Genomic DNA, 16,245 nt, shown 5'->3' on the forward strand with positions numbered 1-16,245 from the left:
TCTGCATCCGCCGTTGAATGGGACGCGGAGCGTCCCGGGCTGCATTCCCACGCGGAGCGTGGGAACGATCAGGAGGAGAGGGAAAGCGGGCTAGAAATCCCGCTTGTAGAAGATGTCCAGCGAACTGGCCACGCCGCTGGCGGCTTCGAGGTAAACCTTTTTGCTCAGTTTGTAACGCAAGGCGATGGTGTTGGCCGGCTCGAACACGCCGACGCCATAGCGCAGGCTGAGTTTTTCCGAGATGTTGCCGCTGGCCACCACGCTGGTGGTGTTGCCGCTGCCCTGGGTGTCGAGCTGGAAGTCCTGAATGCCCAGGTCGCTGGCCAGACTGCTGGTGACCCCGGAACTGCCCATCAGGCCCAGGCCGAGCGCGGCCTGCGCGAGCATGTTGTTGTCCTCGCCGGTGGTGCTCAGCGGACGTCCCAGCACCAGATAAGACAGCGCCTGTTCCTGGCTCATGGCCGGTTCCGAGAAGATCTGTGTCGTCGGCTGCTCGGCGCTGCCGCTCAGGCGGATGCCTGCGATCACGTCATCGGTCTGGCGAATCGCTTCGATGTCCAGATACGGCTGATCCAGCGGCCCGGCGAACAGCAGACGCGCGCGACGTACCGTGAGGCGCTGGCCGTAGGCGCGGTAGCGTCCGTCGTTGAGCCACAGTTCGCCGCGAGTATCCATGTTGTCGCCGATGTGCACCTGGCCTTGCAGGTTCGCGGTCAGGCCGAATCCGGCGAAGCTCAATTTGTCCTGGCCGACCACCACATCGATGTCCATTTTCATCGCCAGCGGCGGCTTGCCCTCTTCGGTCTGCGCGCCGACGATGATCGTGTCATCGGAGACTTTCACCGTCGATGGCGGCAGTTCCCGCACAGTGATTTCGCCTTTCGGTACCAGCACCTTGCCGGCAATCGCCAGCTCATCGCCGGCCATGGAAATCTTCAGGTCCGGCGCTACCTCCAGTTTCGCGTAGGGCTCGACCGTGACCGGCAATTGCGTGCCCTTGAGCGCCAGATCCACCACCAGCGCCTGACCCCAGGCGATGTTGCCGTTCAGACTGCCCTGCCCGCTCTTGCCGCTTTTCCAGCCGCCGTTCAATTGCACAGCCTCACCGGCGATCACCGCTTGCAGTTGCAACGCTTGCAGCTCGATCGGCAACTCCGGCCCGGACACTTCGCCGTCGCTGAGCTGCACGGTGCCGTTGACCAGCGGCGCGAGCAGGCCACCGGAAATCGTGCCGCTGCCGTTCAGGCGCCCGGTGAGTTTTTCGACCATCGGCACAAACGGCCGCGCCACCGACAGATCAAGCCCGCTGAGGCGGAATGTACCGCTGAGCGGTTTGTTCTTCGGCAGCGGATTGAGCTGCGCCTGCACCATCAGTTCACCGAGCTTGCCGCCGACGAAGTTGAGATCAGTGTCGATGCGCTTGGGCGTGAGTTTGCTGGTGAGCTTGAGGGTCTGGTACGGGAAGTCGACCCACTGATCCTTCTCGCGCATGCGCAAGGTGCCGCCGCTGGCATCGACGCTGATCTGGCCATTCGGGCCGCTGGCCGGCAGGTCCAGTTGCAGGTCGGCGTTGAGCTTGCCCTGCCAGGCGAAATCCTTCGGCAGCCATTGCGCCAGGCTATCGATCGGGAATTGCTTGAGGTGATAACGCAGCTTCGGCTCCGGCATCAGGCGCTGATCTTCACCGCACAGGCTGGCATTGCCGGACATCCAACAATGGGTGCCAAAGTTGATCTTGCCGTCGGCCAGACGCTCGAGTTTCGCCGGGTTTTGCAGTTTCCAGTCCTGACCGCCGGCCTGAATGTCACCGCTGGCCAGACGCCCGCGCCAGTTGCCCTTGTCCAGATTGCCGTCCAGGCCCAGCGCCAGTTTCAGCTTCGGCCCGAGCAGGTCGAGGTTGAGTTTCTGGCTTTTGATATCGCCCTGAGCGCTGGCGGTCAGGGTGCCCAGCGACGTGTCGCCGGCCTGAATCCCGCTGCCCTTGAGGTCGATTTTCGCCCGTTGCGCGCTGTCGAGGGTGGCATCGAGGTTAAGGCTTTGCAGGCGATTGTCCTGGAACGCCAGTTGCGAACCTTGCAGACCGAGCTTGCCCTGCGGTGCCTTGAGCGTACCGGCAACATCGACCCGACCGTTGATCTGCCCGCGCAGCTGCGGCCAGAGCTGGGCCAGACGCGCCAGTTTGATGTCGATCTGCCCGGTGAGCTTCTGTTGCAGGCTGCCCTTGCCGTTGATGCTGTTGTCGCCGAGGCGAATTTGCAGGGCATTCAGATTCCACTGCTCGCCCGCGCCGTCGGCCTTGGCTTGCAGGATCGCCGGTTGGCCGCGCAGTTTGCCTTTCAGATCGAGGTCGGCATTCAGGCTCAGGCGCTCGTTCTTCATTTCGCCTTTGCTCTTCAACGGGCCGGCCAGGGTGCCCGGCAGCTCCGCAACCCAATACGCCGGGTTGAGCGCCGACAGTTCCAGCGCGGTGTCCCAGGCAATGCCATCGGCGAACTGCACGTTCACATGGCCTTCGGCCTTGCCCTGCCCGGCTTCGAGTTTCAGTTGCGGCAGGAAGATCTGCTTGAGATTGCCACTGAACGGACTGCTCAGGCTGAACGCCCCCGCCGGACCATCTGCAGCGGCGGCGAAGTTACCGAGGTACTGACCGTCGGTGTAGGAGACTTCGCCGGTGAAGGTACGCAACGCGACCTGCGGCTCGTCGATTTCCGGATAGAGCCGGTGCCAAGGAAAATCCAGCCAGTTGATGTTCGCCTGGGCGCTGAGGCCTTTGCTCCAGTCGACGTTGCCGGTGAGCTTGAGGCTTTGCTTGTCGTTGGCCGTCAGATCGAGGCCGGCAATCTGCGCACCCTTGGCGTCGACCTTGCCTTTGAGCAGCAACGCCACCGGGCCTTTTTCGGCAGGCAGCGTTGCATTGCCGATGAGTTGGTAACCGTTTTTCAGGTCGCCTTCGCCGGTCAATACCAGTTGATTGAATTGCAGGGTATCCGGCAGATCGGCGCTCGGCTTGAACGCCTCCGAGGTGATCCGCACTTTGGCCGGCAGGTTTTCCGCCAGCGGTTGCAGCTCGCCGCTCAACTGGCCGTTGAGGTAGCCACGGCTGTCGGCGTGCAGGTTGAGGGTTTTCAGCAGGTCGCCGTCGATTTTCAGCGCCAGCGTCCACGGCTCGGGAGCGGGCGACGGCAAGGTCAGATCACCGGCGATGTTCAGCGGCCAGTTGCCGGTCGGTTGCAACAGGCCGGACAGGTTCAGGCTCAACTCGTCGCGTTGCAGTTTCACGCTGTCGATCTGCATGCCTTTGGCCGTCCAGTGCGCCGCCAGTTGCAGGCCTTTCAATTCTTCGCTGCCGTTGAACAACAGGCTGCCGACCTGCACGTCGCCCAGCTCGATGGCCACGGGCAATTGCAGATCAGGAAGTTTGATTGGGCCGCTTTCGGTGACTTCTTCGCTCGGCGGAAATTGCAGGCTGACGGTATCGGCCTTGAGCTGTTCGATGCACAACGTCATGCGCGTCAGACACAGCGGCGACCATTCGAAGATCGGTTTGCTCAGCTCGACGCGGCTGCTGTCCTGCTGCCACAGCAGATGATCGGCGCTCCATTGCCCACCGAGACGACCCTGGAAATCGTCGACGCTCAGGCCCGGCACCAGACCCAGCACCCAACGGCTGCCGGCCTGCGTTCCGAGGACAGCGGTGATGCTCAATACAATCAGCAGCACCAGCGACAACAGCGCCAGCGCCGATATTTTCAAACCACGCCTCACAGCTCAGGCCCCATGGAAAAGTGCAGCCGGATGCCGCCATCGTCGTCCAGCGCATGGGCCAGGTCGAGACGGATCGGCCCCACCGGTGAGACCCAGCGCACACCGATACCGACCCCGGTCTTGAGGTTCGGCAGTTCGAGTTTGTTGAAGGAGTTGCCCTGATCGACGAAGGTCGCGATCCGCCATTTTTCAGCGATCGAGTATTGATACTCGACGCTGCCGGCAATCATGTAGCGCCCGCCGATACGGTCGCCCTCGGAGTTCTCCGGGGACAGGCTCTGATAGTCGTAACCGCGCACGCTCTGATCGCCACCAGCGAAGAAGCGCAGCGACGGCGGCACCGATTTGTAGCCGTTGGTGGCGCTGCCGCCGACCTGCACCCGACCGAGCAAACGGTGCTTGTCGAACACGGTGGTCAGGCCTTTGATCAGCGCCGTGCCATAAAGCAGGTTGTTGTCCGAGCCGAGGCCTTCTTTCGCCACTTTGCTTTCGAAGGTCAGGCGATAGCCGTTGTGCGGGTCGATGCGGTTGTCACTCTTGAGGTAGGAATAGCTGACGCCGGGCATCAGCAAGGTGCTCAGACCGGAGTCGTCGCCAAGCTGGTATTCCTCGCGCTGCCATTTCAGCGAGATCACCCGCTGCCAGCCGCTGGGCAATTTGCTGTGCCATTCCGGGCCGAAGGTCAACAGCTTGCTCAAGGTGTCGGAACCGTCGATGTCCTCGTATTGATAACCGCCGGCCCAGCGCAGTTTGTCGGTCAGCGGCGGGTCCAGCGGGATGTCGTAAAACAGGCCGACGTTCTGCCGTGGCGCCGACAGTTCGGCCTCCCAGCCATAACTGTCGCCCTGGGGGTTGACCCAGTGGCGGGTCCAGTTGGCCTTGATGCGCGGGCCGACGTCGGTGGAGTAACCGAGACCCAGGCCCATGGTGCGCGGCTTGCGGGTGTCGAGTTTGACGTCCACCGGGATCACGTCGTTTTTCGCGGCGGTCGGCGCGGCGTCGACCCGCACGCCTTCAAAATATCCGCTCGATTGCAGGTCGCGGTTGAGTTCGGCGATCAGCTCGGAGTCATACGGCTCGCCGGCCTTGAACGGCACCATGCGTTGCAGCAGGTCTTCGTCGAACGGCGTGTCGCCTTCAAAGCTGACCTTGCCCAGCGCATAACGCGGGCCGCTTTCGTAGATCAGTTCGACATCGGCGACCCCGGCGCGTGGATCGACCATCAATTTCTGGCTGGTGAAACGGCCACTGAAGAAGCCATAACGCGAGGCCTGGTTCTGAATCAGGCGCTTGGCGTCTTCGTAACGCCCATGGTTGAGCACCGCGCCGGGCTTGAGCACGTCACTCTTGGGGACTCGAAAGGATTTGAGAGAGGCCGCCGGACCGTCAACACGCACGGTCACGTTGCGCAGGCGAATCGGCTCGCCGGGATCGATGTTCAGCACCAGACGCGGTTTTTCACCGCCCTTGACGTCACTTTCGATCTGCGGCTGGTAATAACCCAAGGCCTGGGCCGCCTTGCGCGCCTGTTCTTCGGCGCCGCGACTGAAGCGCTGCAAGGCTTCTTCGTCACGATCGCCGAGACTGCCGATATAGCCTTCTATATTGGCTTTCAGTTCATCGTTGGACGGTTTGATCCGCACATCCAATTCACTTTGCGCCAGCGCCGCGCAGCTGGTTAACAGCATGAGCACGCCACTGGTAAATCTTCCTGGAAACTTCATAGGCGCGGATGCTATCACGGGCTTGGGAGCGTGATAGAACAGGAAATTTCCGAAAAAGTTCGATGGTCATCCCGTTGCTGTTTGTAACACCCGCGGGTTGGCGTGGAAAAACACGTGCTCGCGAACCGGGCCGACGGCCACTTCGCCGATTTCCTCGTAACCCTGACGCTTGTAGAACTCCAGATAGCGCGGGTTGCCGGTGTCGAGAATCACGCCTTGGGAGCTTTCGTCCACCGCGCACCAGTTGTGCACCGCTTGCAGCAGTTGCTCGCCGAAATGCTTGCCCTGAAATTGTGGATGCACACCGAGCAGCGGCAGCATGTGCACCGAGTCGGTCGGCACGCAGGCTTCAACGGCAGCGTGATATTCCAGATAACGGCGGGTGCAGCGGAAGCCGGTGCTCAGCACCATGCGCAAACGCCAGGCCCAACTTTCGGTAACGCCCAGACGCCGTTGCGGCGGCGCGATCAGGGCGATGCCGATCAAGCGGTCGTTGACCAGCAGGCCGATGGCCGGCAGATCCTGAAGGAAATGCTGTTTGACCAGCTCCCGTACCGTGGCGCGCACCCGTTGCTCGTAACCCGGACGCTCTGCTTCGAACAGATAAGCGAAGGTCGGCTCGTGGCGATAAGCCTGATAAAGAAGGGATCGCGCTTCACGGGAATAGCCGCGGTCGAGCATATGAATGTCGGCGATGGCGGTTTGGGTTTCAGGCATGACGGTGATTCTCCCTGGACGGGACTCAAGAGGCCCCGTTCTTGTTATACGAGCCTTGGGCTGAAGGGATCGTTCCCACACCCGAAAGACATTAGCAGCGCATATGGACTACCGCCACGCTGGCCCAGATCCTACATGTCAGCTAGCATCGCCCTTTTGCCAGGACTGCCGACCATGAAGATCGTTTCCTTCAACATCAACGGACTGCGGGCCCGTCCGCATCAGCTGGCGGCGCTGATCGAAAAGCATCAGCCGGACGTCATCGGCCTGCAGGAAACCAAGGTCCACGACGACCAGTTCCCGCTGGAAGAAGTGCGGGCCCTGGGGTATCACGTGTATTTCCACGGCCAGAAAGGCCATTACGGCGTCGCCCTGCTCTCGCGCCAGGAACCGATTGCCGTACACAAAGGTTTTGCCACCGATGAAGAAGACGCGCAGCGGCGCTTCATCTGGGGCACGTTCGCCGACGCCAACGGCGTGCCGGTGACGATCATGAACGGCTATTTCCCACAGGGTGAAAGCCGCGACCATCCGACCAAGTTCCCGGCCAAACAGCGCTTCTACAGCGATCTGCAAGTCCTGCTGGAAAGCCAGTTCCACAATGAACAGCCGCTGGTGGTGATGGGCGACGTCAACATCTCTCCGGAAGACAGCGACATCGGCATCGGCCCGGACAACATGAAGCGCTGGCTGAAAACCGGTAAGTGCAGCTTCCTGCCGGAAGAGCGCGAGTGGATGGCCCGCCTGAAAAACTGGGGCCTGACCGACAGTTTCCGTCACCTGAACCCGGACGTGACCGACACGTTCAGCTGGTTCGACTACCGCAGCCGCGGGTTTGAAGACGAGCCGAAACGTGGCCTGCGCATCGATGTGATTTTGGCGTCCCACGGTTTGCTGCCACGGGTGAAAGCCGCCGGCGTCGACTATGAACTGCGCGGGATGGAAAAGCCTTCGGACCATGCGCCGATCTGGCTGGAATTGAGCTGATTCGCTTGAAAGCAGAAGATCACAGCCAGCGGTGGTGATCTTCTGTCCTGTCATCTTTCAGAAACGTCTTTGACTTAATCTCCCCGGCAATCCCCTTGGCTGCAAGCGGTGCCGGCATGACCCTGCGTGTTCTGTTTGTCTTTCTCCTGAGCGCCTTGCTGCAGGTAGCGGTTGCGGCGTTGCCCATTCCCGAGAACGGCCCGGCATTGCGCATCCAGGGTTCCAACACCATTGGCGCGGCGCTCGGCCCGGCGCTGGTGGAAGGCCTGTTGCAAGACCAGGGGCTGTTGAAAGTCCACAGCGAAACCCCGGACACCGCCAACGAACAACGAGTCGTCGGCCTGACGGCCCAGGGCCAGAGGGTCGTGGTGGAAATCGCTGCCCACGGCTCGAGCACCGGTTTCACTGCACTCAAGAACGCCAGCGCCGATCTGGCCGCCTCTTCGCGCCCGATCAAAGACAGCGAACTGCTGAACCTGCAAGCCCGGGGCGATCTGAAAAGCCCCGGCGCCGAACAAGTCATCGCCATCGATGGCCTGGCGATCATCCTTCATCCCGACAATCCGCTGAATCAACTGAACACCGAACAACTGGCGCGAATCTTCAGCGGCGAGGCGAAGACGTGGGAAGACGTCGGCGGCAAGGGGGGGACGATTCATTTATATACGCGGGATGATCAGTCCGGCACCTACGACACGTTCAAGGAACTTGTCCTCAGCCGTCGTGGGAAATCCCTGAGCAATGCCGCGAAACGGTTTGAATCCAGCGAACAATTGTCCGACGCGGTCAGTGCCGATCCTCAGGCCATCGGTTTCATCGGCCTGCCCTATCTGCGTCAGGCCAAGGCCGTGGCGATTGTCGACGGGCAATCCCAGGCGATGCTGCCACTCGCCAGCCTGATCGCCACCGAAGACTATCCGCTGTCGCGGCGGCTGTTCTTCTATCTGCCGCCCGACAGCAACAATCCCTGGGCCAAGGCCTTGGTGGACTTTGCGCAAAGCCGTCGGGGCCAGGTGATTGTTGCGGCCAACGGTTTTATTGCCCAGACCGTGCAGGCCATCGCCGTCACACCGAATGCGCTGATGCCCGAGGGTTATCAATCCCTCAGCCGCCACGCCCAGCGTCTGACGGTGAACTTCCGTTTCGAAGAAGGCAGCGCCAGCCTCGACAACAAGGCCCGCCAGGATCTGGCTCGGGTGTTCGACTATATAAAGCACCACGACAAGACTGACCGCGCGGTAACACTGGTGGGATTCGGCGACGCCAAGGACGACCCGGCGCGGGCGGATTTGCTGTCGAAGCTGCGGGCGATGGCGGTACGCAGGGAGCTGGTGAAAAACGGCGTGGTATTGCGCGAGGTGCGCGGGTTTGGCGCGCTGATGCCGGTGGCGACCAACAGCGGGGATGAAGGCAGGATCAAGAATCGGCGGGTTGAGGTTTGGGTTTACTGAGCGTCGAACCACTGATCGTTCCCACGGCGAGGCGTCAGGCCGGTGATCGTTCCCACGCTCTGCGTGGGAATGCATACCGTGACGCTCCGCGTCACAGTGGACGCAGAGCGTCCATGGCTGCGTTACCACGCAGAGCGTGGGAACGATCAGGACTGACGCGGAATGTCTGTAATCAGCGCTCGCTACGCAGCATTTCCTTCGGCACATACTTGCCGATCTCGAACTTGCCGATCGCCGCGCGGTGCACCTCGTCCGGGCCGTCGGCCAGGCGCAGGGTGCGTTGCATGGCGTACATGTAGGCCAACGGGAAGTCGTTCGACACCCCGGCCCCGCCATGGATCTGAATCGCCCGGTCGATCACCCGCAATGCGACGTTCGGCGCGACGACCTTGATCTGCGCGATCTCGCTCTTGGCGACTTTGTTACCCACGGTGTCCATCATGTACGCCGCTTTCAGGGTCAGCAGGCGTGCCATGTCGATTTCCATCCGCGAGTCGGCGATCTTGTCGACGTTACCGCCCAGACGCGCCAGCGGTTTGCCGAACGCGGTGCGGCTTACCGAACGTTTGCACATCAGTTCCAGTGCGCGCTCGGCCATGCCGATCGAACGCATGCAGTGGTGAATCCGGCCTGGGCCAAGGCGACCTTGTGCGATTTCGAAGCCGCGTCCTTCACCGAGCAGGACGTTTTCGTACGGCACCCGCACGTTGTCGAACAGCACTTCGGCGTGGCCGTGGGGCGCGTCGTCGTAACCGAACACCGGCAGCGGACGGAGGATCTTCACGCCGGGAGTGTCGACGGGTACCAGGATCATCGAGTGCTGAGCGTGACGCGGGGCGTCGGGGTTACTCAGGCCCATGAAGATCAGGATCTTGCAGCGCGGATCGCAGGCGCCGGAGGTCCACCATTTTTTGCCGTTGATGACCCACTCGTCGCCATCACGCACGGCACGGGCGGCCATGTTGGTGGCGTCGGAGGACGCGACGTCCGGCTCGGTCATGGCGAACGCCGAGCGAATCTCGCCGCGCAGCAGCGGTTCGAGCCAGCGCTGTTTCTGCTCTTCGTTGGCGTAACGCACCAGCACTTCCATGTTGCCGGTGTCGGGGGCGGAGCAGTTGAACGGCTCGGGACCGAGCAACGAACGGCCCATGATTTCCGCCAATGGCGCGTATTCGAGGTTGGTCAGGCCAGCGCCCAGTTCCGACTCAGGCAGAAACAAATTCCATAGTCCCTCGGCCTTTGCCTTGGCCTTGAGTTCTTCCATGATCGCCGTCGGCTGCCAGCGATCGCCCTCGGCGACCTGACGCTCGAACACGGCTTCGGCCGGGTAAACGTAAGTGTCCATGAACGCGGTCACGCGCTCACGCAGTTCTTGCACCTTGGGCGAATAAGCGAAATCCATGAGCAATTACCTTTTTTCGGCAGGTTGTTTAAGTCATGCAATCGATGCTAGAACAGCGCTGATAATTTACCTAGCCTATTCTCGGCGTGTATAAACATTCATCACCGATATATGATTGGTTGATTTTCCTGGCCGCCCTGACCCGCGCCATTCACCTATAACAAGCACCTATAACAAGAGAGCCGCGTAATGAATCTGAGCAAGGTCGACCTCAACCTTTTCATCGTCTTCGACGCGATCTACACCGAAGCCAACCTGACCCGCGCCGGGCAGATTGTCGGCATTACCCAGCCGGCGGTGTCCAACGCCTTGGCGCGGTTGCGCGAGACCTTCAACGACCCGCTCTTCGTACGTACGGCCCAGGGCATGGTGCCGACGCCCATGGCGCAGAACATCATTGGCCCGGTGCGCAACGCGCTGTCGCTGTTACGGGTTTCGGTTCAGGAAAGCCGCATCTTCAACCCCTCGCAAGCGGTCAAGACCTATCGCATCAGCATGACCGACCTGACCGAAGCGGTGATTCTGCCGCCACTGTTCCAGCGCCTGCGTCGTCTGGCGCCGACGGTGATCATCGAAAGTTTCCTGTCCAAGCGCCGGGAAACCACCAAGGAACTGGCGGCCGGGCGTCTCGACTTTGCCGTGGATGCGCCGCTCAACACCGACCCGCAAGTACGCCACGTCAAGCTGATGGAAGACCGTTACGTCTGCGCCATGCGCAAGGGCCATCCGCTGGCGACCAAGGAAAAATTCACCCTCGACGATTACCTGTCCCTGACCCACATTCATATTTCCAGCCGCCGCAGTGGCCTGGGCCATGTCGATCTGGCGCTGGGCAAAATGGGCATTCAGCGCAAGATTGCCCTGCGCTCGCAGCATTACCTGATGGCGTCCCAGGTGTTGCAGCAGACCGACATGGTCATGACCGTGCCGGAGCGGTTCGCCCGGCGCCATGACCTGCATGCGTTCAATCTGCCGGTCAACGATGTGCCGCCGGTGGAAACCCATTTGTACTGGCACGAAAGCACCGATCAGGACCCGGCCAACCGCTGGATGCGCGAGCAGATGATCGAGCTGTGCCAGCAAGTGACAGCGCACGAGAAGAAGCTCGACAAGCTGCAGACGCCCGCTACTTGACGTAAACGTCAACCTGCCATTAGCTTAGCGCCAAGACCCTTCTTCGAGCGCTTTCATGAGCAGCCAGACCTACAGCATTTCCGACCTCGCCCGCGAGCTGGACATCACCACCCGGGCGATCCGCTTCTATGAAGAACAAGGCCTGCTCAGCCCCGAGCGCCGAGGCCAGGAACGCATCTATTCGCCGCGCGACAAGGTCAGCCTGAAACTGATCCTGCGGGGCAAGCGCATCGGTTTCTCCCTGGCCGAGTGCCGCGAGCTGATCGAGCTCTACGACCCCTCCAGCGGTAACACCAAACAACTCAACAGCATGCTGGCGAAAATCAGCGAGCGCCGGGAACAGCTCGAGCAGCAGTTGCTGGACATCGAACAGATGAAGCTGGAGCTCGACACCGCCGAAGAACGCTGCGTGCAGGCGCTGGAGCAGACGCTCAAGAATCAGCAATCCGTTCAGTAACCTAAATAAATCCCACAAGGGGTTCCGCAGGAATTCCAAGAGCAGGTCAACGCCATGTCCCTCCCCTCCCAAGTACGCCTGATCGAAGTCGGCCCGCGTGACGGCCTGCAGAACGAAGCCCAGCCCATCAGCGTCGCCGACAAGGTGCAACTGGTCGACGCGCTGAGCGCCGCCGGCCTCGGCTATATAGAAGTCGGCAGTTTCGTCTCGCCCAAGTGGGTGCCGCAGATGGCCGGTTCCGCTGATGTATTCGTGCAGATCCAGCGCAAGCCCGGCGTGACCTACGGCGCACTGGCGCCGAACCTGCGCGGTTTCGAAGATGCGCTGGCCGCCGGGGTCAAGGAAGTCGCGGTGTTTGCCGCCGCGTCCGAAGCGTTCTCGCAACGCAACATCAACTGCTCGATCAGCGAAAGCCTGGCGCGGTTCGCGCCGATCATGGAGTCGGCGAAACAGCACGGCGTTACCGTGCGCGGTTACGTGTCCTGCGTGCTTGGCTGTCCTTATGAAGGCGAAGTCGCGCCGGAACAAGTCGCCATGGTCGCCCGCGAGCTGTACGCGATGGGCTGCTACGAAGTTTCGCTGGGTGACACCATCGGCACCGGCACCGCGGGCGCCACTCGCCGGCTGTTCGAAGTAGTGTCGAAGCAAGTGCCGCGAGAGAAACTCGCCGGCCACTTCCACGACACCTACGGCCAGGCCATGGCCAACATCTACGCCAGCCTGCTGGAAGGCATCGCGGTGTTCGACAGCTCTATCGCCGGCCTCGGCGGCTGCCCGTACGCCAAAGGCGCCAGCGGTAACGTCGCCACCGAAGACGTGGTGTACCTGCTCAATGGCCTGGGCATCGAGACCGGTACCGACCTCGACGCCTTGATTGCCGCCGGCCAGCAGATCAGTGCGGTGCTGGGTCGCCCGACCGGTTCGCGTGTGGCCAAGGCTCGTAGCGCACAGTGAGGGGATGGTGTTACCGCCGAGCGCGAAACGTGGGCACAAGCGAGTAACACGGAAACAAATTGTCTGGTTTTGCCTGAAGGAAAAATCCTTCAAAAATCTCAATCCCTTGATTTACAAGGGTTTTGAAAAGTTGGCACGGCTTCTGCTATCTCTATGGCATAACAAGAATAAAAAGCAGCAAACCAATAAAAATAAGACGTACCGACTCTGACATAACAAAAACAACACGACAGAGACGCAGCTAACAGATTTTTTTGGAGAAGGTGTGCTTTTCAGGGTATTCCTCGGAATGACCCGCAACCGGGCAGAGAACAATAAAACTACCTTCAGGTAGCTCCCGAATCGGTTGGATCGCTAGACGAGAAAGCAGATCAGCGCTCAAAAAAATACGTTTGCTCTTGACCCCGGATGGGGGTCGCCAAAAACAGCGGTAAAGGGCCACGGTTGCCAAAAACAACAACAGACCGCCCCTCAATAATAAAAAAGAGCACGCGACGACAAAATTAAAGGGGAGCTTCGGCTCCCCTTTGTGCTGTCTGGCGTTCTGAAATTGTCCGCGACGGAACTCCCCCCCATCTCGATCTTCCTGCAAGCGCTTACTCGGCATGATCTCAATAAGGCAATTGATGCCGTGCCTCAACATCCAGCCCCACATACAAGTAATCCCAACAAAAACACGGTGGGTTCACGGCTTTTGCTGTGTGTAAACACGACGCCGCATGCGCGTTTAAAGTACACGAACCGTTACGCCATAAGGGCTACAGCACCTTGCGTCGTTGCCTACGCGTACGCCAGAATCCGCCGGCTTACGCGGCTATGGGGTGGGCTATATCGTTTCCCTGTCACTGAAAAACAGTGATCGGGTTTGGTAGCCCGTCTGTAATAGCTGTATGGCAACACCGTATGCAGGCCCTTTTGGGGGGCTCTGTTTTATGGTGGTCATGCGTGGGGCTCATTCGTGAGCGCCGGGTTCCTATTGCAGCCGGTCTACCAACCCGCGTATGGCCGCCACCCATCGTTTGGTAGCGTGGGTGATGGCTCCTTGAGATCTGCGATAGGAGTTGCACGTATGTTCAAAGCCACACCAAACCCGCCAGAAACCGATTCAATCCCCTACGACGCCGCACTCGAAGCCGAAAACATAAAAACGGCCACCGAGCGGGCGATCAATCATTACCTCGATCCTGGGGCGCAGAAGACGTCCAAGCCATCGCGCAAGCCCGGCAAGATCTATCTGGTCAATCCAACAATGGATGACGAAACGCTGCTGGTCGAAGCGTGCGAAACGCTGTCGTCGGCCAGTGACATGGCCCGGGATATTGGCAACACCGTCGATCCGTCGCAGCGCAAGGCGATGCAGATACTGCAGCAGGTCATCATGCTGAGTGAGCTGCTGGTCAATCGTGTGCTGGATAACCATCACATCGCGCGGTAGTTGCCGCCTCGTTGAGGGGCTTGTCCCCTCACTGCCTGGCAGCCGTCTATAAAAATCCTCAAGCGACTCTTTCCGGAGTTCCAGCTGATGTCCAAGACCGTCATTCCACCGTTAGAAGATCCGGTGTCCCCCTACGAATTTCCTGATTCAAGAAAACTCCACGACGCAGCCGAACGCGCCCTCGACTATTACCTGACACCGGCAGCCCGGATCATGGCCACGCCTTACACTCCAAACGACATGTTCATGGTCAACCCGCAAACCGACACGGAATCCTTGCTGGCCAATGCCTGCGAATCCCTCGCGTCAGCCACGGTCATGCTCGGTGAGTTTGCCGGCCTGCTGGAGGGGCCGAACCGCAAGACCCTGTTGGGTATTGCGCAAGTGGTGATGCTGGGTGAGTTGGCGGTGAATCAAGCGTTGGAAAATGTAGAGGTAAAGTAATAAGCGCCGCTTTCGAAGCCAGGGTCCGCGCCCTGGCTTCGAAAGCTCTAATCGTCAGCCCTCGTTGCTACGTAACTCCTCGATACTGATCTCGCGCATCCGGAATTTCTGGATCTTGCCCGTCACCGTCATCGGAAACTCCTCCACAAACTTGAAGTAACGCGGTGTCTTGAAGTGAGCGATGCGCTCCTTGCACCACGCTTGCAGTTCTTGTTCGGTGGCGCTGTGGCCGGGATGGAATTTGATCCAGGCGACGATTTCTTCGCCGTAACGCGAGCAGGGAATGCCGATCACCTGCACATCCGCCACCGCTGGATGGGTGAAGAAGAATTCTTCCAGTTCGCGCGGATAAATGTTCTCACCGCCACGGATGATCATGTCCTTGTTACGCCCGGCGATGCACACGTAACCCTCGTCGTTCATGCTCGCCAGGTCGCCGGTGTGCATCCAGCCTGCCGCGTCGATGGCTTCGGCGGTGGCATTCGGGTTGTTCCAGTAGCCGAGCATCACGCTGTAGCCACGGGTGCACAGCTCGCCGATGGTGCCGCGCGGCACCGGATTGCCGGCCTCGTCGATGATTTTGCTTTCGAGTTGCGGCTGGGTGCGGCCGACGGTGGTGACGCGCAGTTCCAGTTCGTCGGATGGGCCGGTCTGCAGGGACACGGGGCTGGTTTCGGTCATGCCGTAGGCGATCTGCACTTCGCTCATGTGCATTTCGTTGATGACCCGGCGCATCACCTCGATCGGGCAAGTGGCGCCAGCCATGATCCCGGTGCGCAGGGTCGACAGGTCGAACTCGGCGCGCTGCGGTTGATCGAGCATGGCGATGAACATGGTCGGCACGCCGTACAGCGCGGTGGCTTTTTCTTCGGCGACGGTGCTCAGGGTCAGCAGCGGATCGAAGGCATCGTTGGGATAAATCATCGTGCTGCCGTGGGTGATGCAGCCCAGGTTGCCCATGACCATGCCGAAGCAGTGATACAGCGGCACCGGGATCACCAGGCGATCGGCGGCGGTCAGGCCGAGGCTTTCGCCGACCATGTAACCGTTGTTGAGGATGTTGTAGTGACTGAGGGTCGCGCCCTTGGGGAAACCGGTGGTGCCGGAGGTGTACTGGATGTTGACCGGTTGATCGAAGTGCAGACTGTCGCTGCGTTCATGCAATTGTGCTGGCGAGACACTGGCGGCCAGATCTGCCAGTTGCGACCACGGAAGAAAACCCGAAGGCGGCTGCGGATCGAGGCTGATCAAGCCGCGCAGCTCCGGCAGGCGCTCGCTGCGCAGTTCGCCGATGGATTGCTCGGCCAGTTCCGGCAGCAAGCCTTGCAACATGCCGTGATAGTTGGAGCTCTTGAATGCCCCCGCGCAGACCAGCCATTGGCAACCGGATTGCTTGAGCACGTATTCGAGTTCGGAGCTGCGGTAGGCCGGGTTGATGTTGACCAGGATCACGCCGATCTTCGCGGTGGCGAACTGCGTGATACACCACTGCGCGCAATTCGGTGCCCAGATGCCGAGCCGATCACCGGTCTGCAAACCCAACGCCAGCAGCGCTCTGGCATGCACGTCTACCGCATCGGCCAGTTGCCGCCAGGTGTAACGCAGCTGCTGATGACGCACCACCAACGCCTCGCCGTCCGGGTACTGCGCGACGGTCTCGTCGAACTTCTGCCCGATGGTCATCGCCAGCAAGGCTTTGTCCTGGGAACCACGGGTATAGCTGCGCTGCGGGTTTGCACTGGGTTGATCCATGACGACCCCTATTGTCTTTATTA

At 60.5% G+C, this 16,245-nt stretch carries 12 protein-coding genes; 7 read left to right on the top strand and 5 right to left on the bottom strand.

What is annotated here, in order from left to right; genetic code table 11:
• Positions 1-90: 90 nt before the first annotated feature.
• The 3 genes from BMZ46_RS22435 to BMZ46_RS22445 form a co-directional block, all read right to left on the bottom strand.
• The gene (locus BMZ46_RS22435) at positions 91-3,765 is read right to left on the bottom strand and encodes a translocation/assembly module TamB domain-containing protein (protein ID WP_074688986.1); all 3,675 of its coding nucleotides are present in this window, start codon (positions 3,763-3,765) and stop codon (positions 91-93) included.
• Positions 3,762-5,489, bottom strand: a complete 1,728-nt coding sequence (locus BMZ46_RS22440) for an autotransporter assembly complex protein TamA (RefSeq protein ID WP_074688988.1) — start codon at positions 5,487-5,489, stop codon at positions 3,762-3,764. Before BMZ46_RS22440 ends, BMZ46_RS22435 begins: the two co-directional genes overlap by 4 nt.
• 66 nt (positions 5,490-5,555) lie before the next feature.
• Positions 5,556-6,206: a GNAT family N-acetyltransferase gene (locus tag BMZ46_RS22445; RefSeq protein WP_074688990.1), complete on the bottom strand. Its 651-nt coding sequence runs from the start codon at positions 6,204-6,206 to the stop codon at positions 5,556-5,558.
• Between the two features lie 174 nt (positions 6,207-6,380).
• Between BMZ46_RS22445 and xthA the strand changes: the two genes are divergently transcribed.
• A complete protein-coding gene (xthA, locus tag BMZ46_RS22450; RefSeq protein WP_039767492.1) occupies positions 6,381-7,193 on the top strand; it encodes an exodeoxyribonuclease III in 813 nt (270 codons plus the stop codon).
• Between the two features lie 116 nt (positions 7,194-7,309).
• Complete coding sequence (locus BMZ46_RS22455; RefSeq protein ID WP_074688992.1) at positions 7,310-8,644, top strand: substrate-binding domain-containing protein; 1,335 nt, start codon at positions 7,310-7,312, stop codon at positions 8,642-8,644.
• Between the two features lie 172 nt (positions 8,645-8,816).
• On the opposite strand, the gene BMZ46_RS22460 is transcribed toward BMZ46_RS22455, so the two are convergent.
• On the bottom strand, positions 8,817-10,046 hold the full coding sequence (locus BMZ46_RS22460; RefSeq protein ID WP_074688994.1) for an acyl-CoA dehydrogenase: 1,230 nt from the start codon (positions 10,044-10,046) through the stop codon (positions 8,817-8,819).
• A gap of 189 nt (positions 10,047-10,235) precedes the next feature.
• Here BMZ46_RS22460 and BMZ46_RS22465 point away from each other — a divergent pair, with 189 nt between their 5' ends.
• The 5 genes from BMZ46_RS22465 (at position 10,236) to BMZ46_RS22490 (ending at position 14,470) form a co-directional block, all read left to right on the top strand.
• Positions 10,236-11,180, top strand: coding sequence for a LysR family transcriptional regulator (locus BMZ46_RS22465; protein WP_064380747.1), 945 nt, complete (start codon positions 10,236-10,238; stop codon positions 11,178-11,180).
• Between the two features lie 55 nt (positions 11,181-11,235).
• Positions 11,236-11,637, top strand: a complete 402-nt coding sequence (locus BMZ46_RS22470; RefSeq protein ID WP_074688996.1) for a MerR family transcriptional regulator — start codon at positions 11,236-11,238, stop codon at positions 11,635-11,637.
• Positions 11,638-11,691: 54 nt separating this feature from the next.
• Complete coding sequence (locus BMZ46_RS22475) at positions 11,692-12,591, top strand: hydroxymethylglutaryl-CoA lyase (RefSeq protein ID WP_039767500.1); 900 nt, start codon at positions 11,692-11,694, stop codon at positions 12,589-12,591.
• Between the two features lie 1,069 nt (positions 12,592-13,660).
• Positions 13,661-14,026 carry a DUF6124 family protein gene (locus BMZ46_RS22485; protein ID WP_074689002.1) on the top strand — a complete coding sequence of 122 codons (366 nt, stop codon included), beginning with the start codon at positions 13,661-13,663 and terminating at the stop codon, positions 14,024-14,026.
• Positions 14,027-14,113: 87 nt separating this feature from the next.
• Positions 14,114-14,470: a DUF6124 family protein gene (locus BMZ46_RS22490; RefSeq protein WP_074689004.1), complete on the top strand. Its 357-nt coding sequence runs from the start codon at positions 14,114-14,116 to the stop codon at positions 14,468-14,470.
• Between the two features lie 54 nt (positions 14,471-14,524).
• On the opposite strand, the gene BMZ46_RS22495 is transcribed toward BMZ46_RS22490, so the two are convergent.
• Positions 14,525-16,222 (bottom strand): AMP-binding protein, encoded by a 1,698-nt coding sequence (locus BMZ46_RS22495; protein WP_074689006.1) that lies wholly within the window; start codon positions 16,220-16,222, stop codon positions 14,525-14,527.
• Positions 16,223-16,245 lie beyond the last annotated feature (23 nt).

The sequence above is a fragment of the Pseudomonas sp. NFIX49 genome, from assembly GCF_900115915.1.
Classification (GTDB): Bacteria; Pseudomonadota; Gammaproteobacteria; order Pseudomonadales; family Pseudomonadaceae; genus Aquipseudomonas; species Aquipseudomonas pharyngis.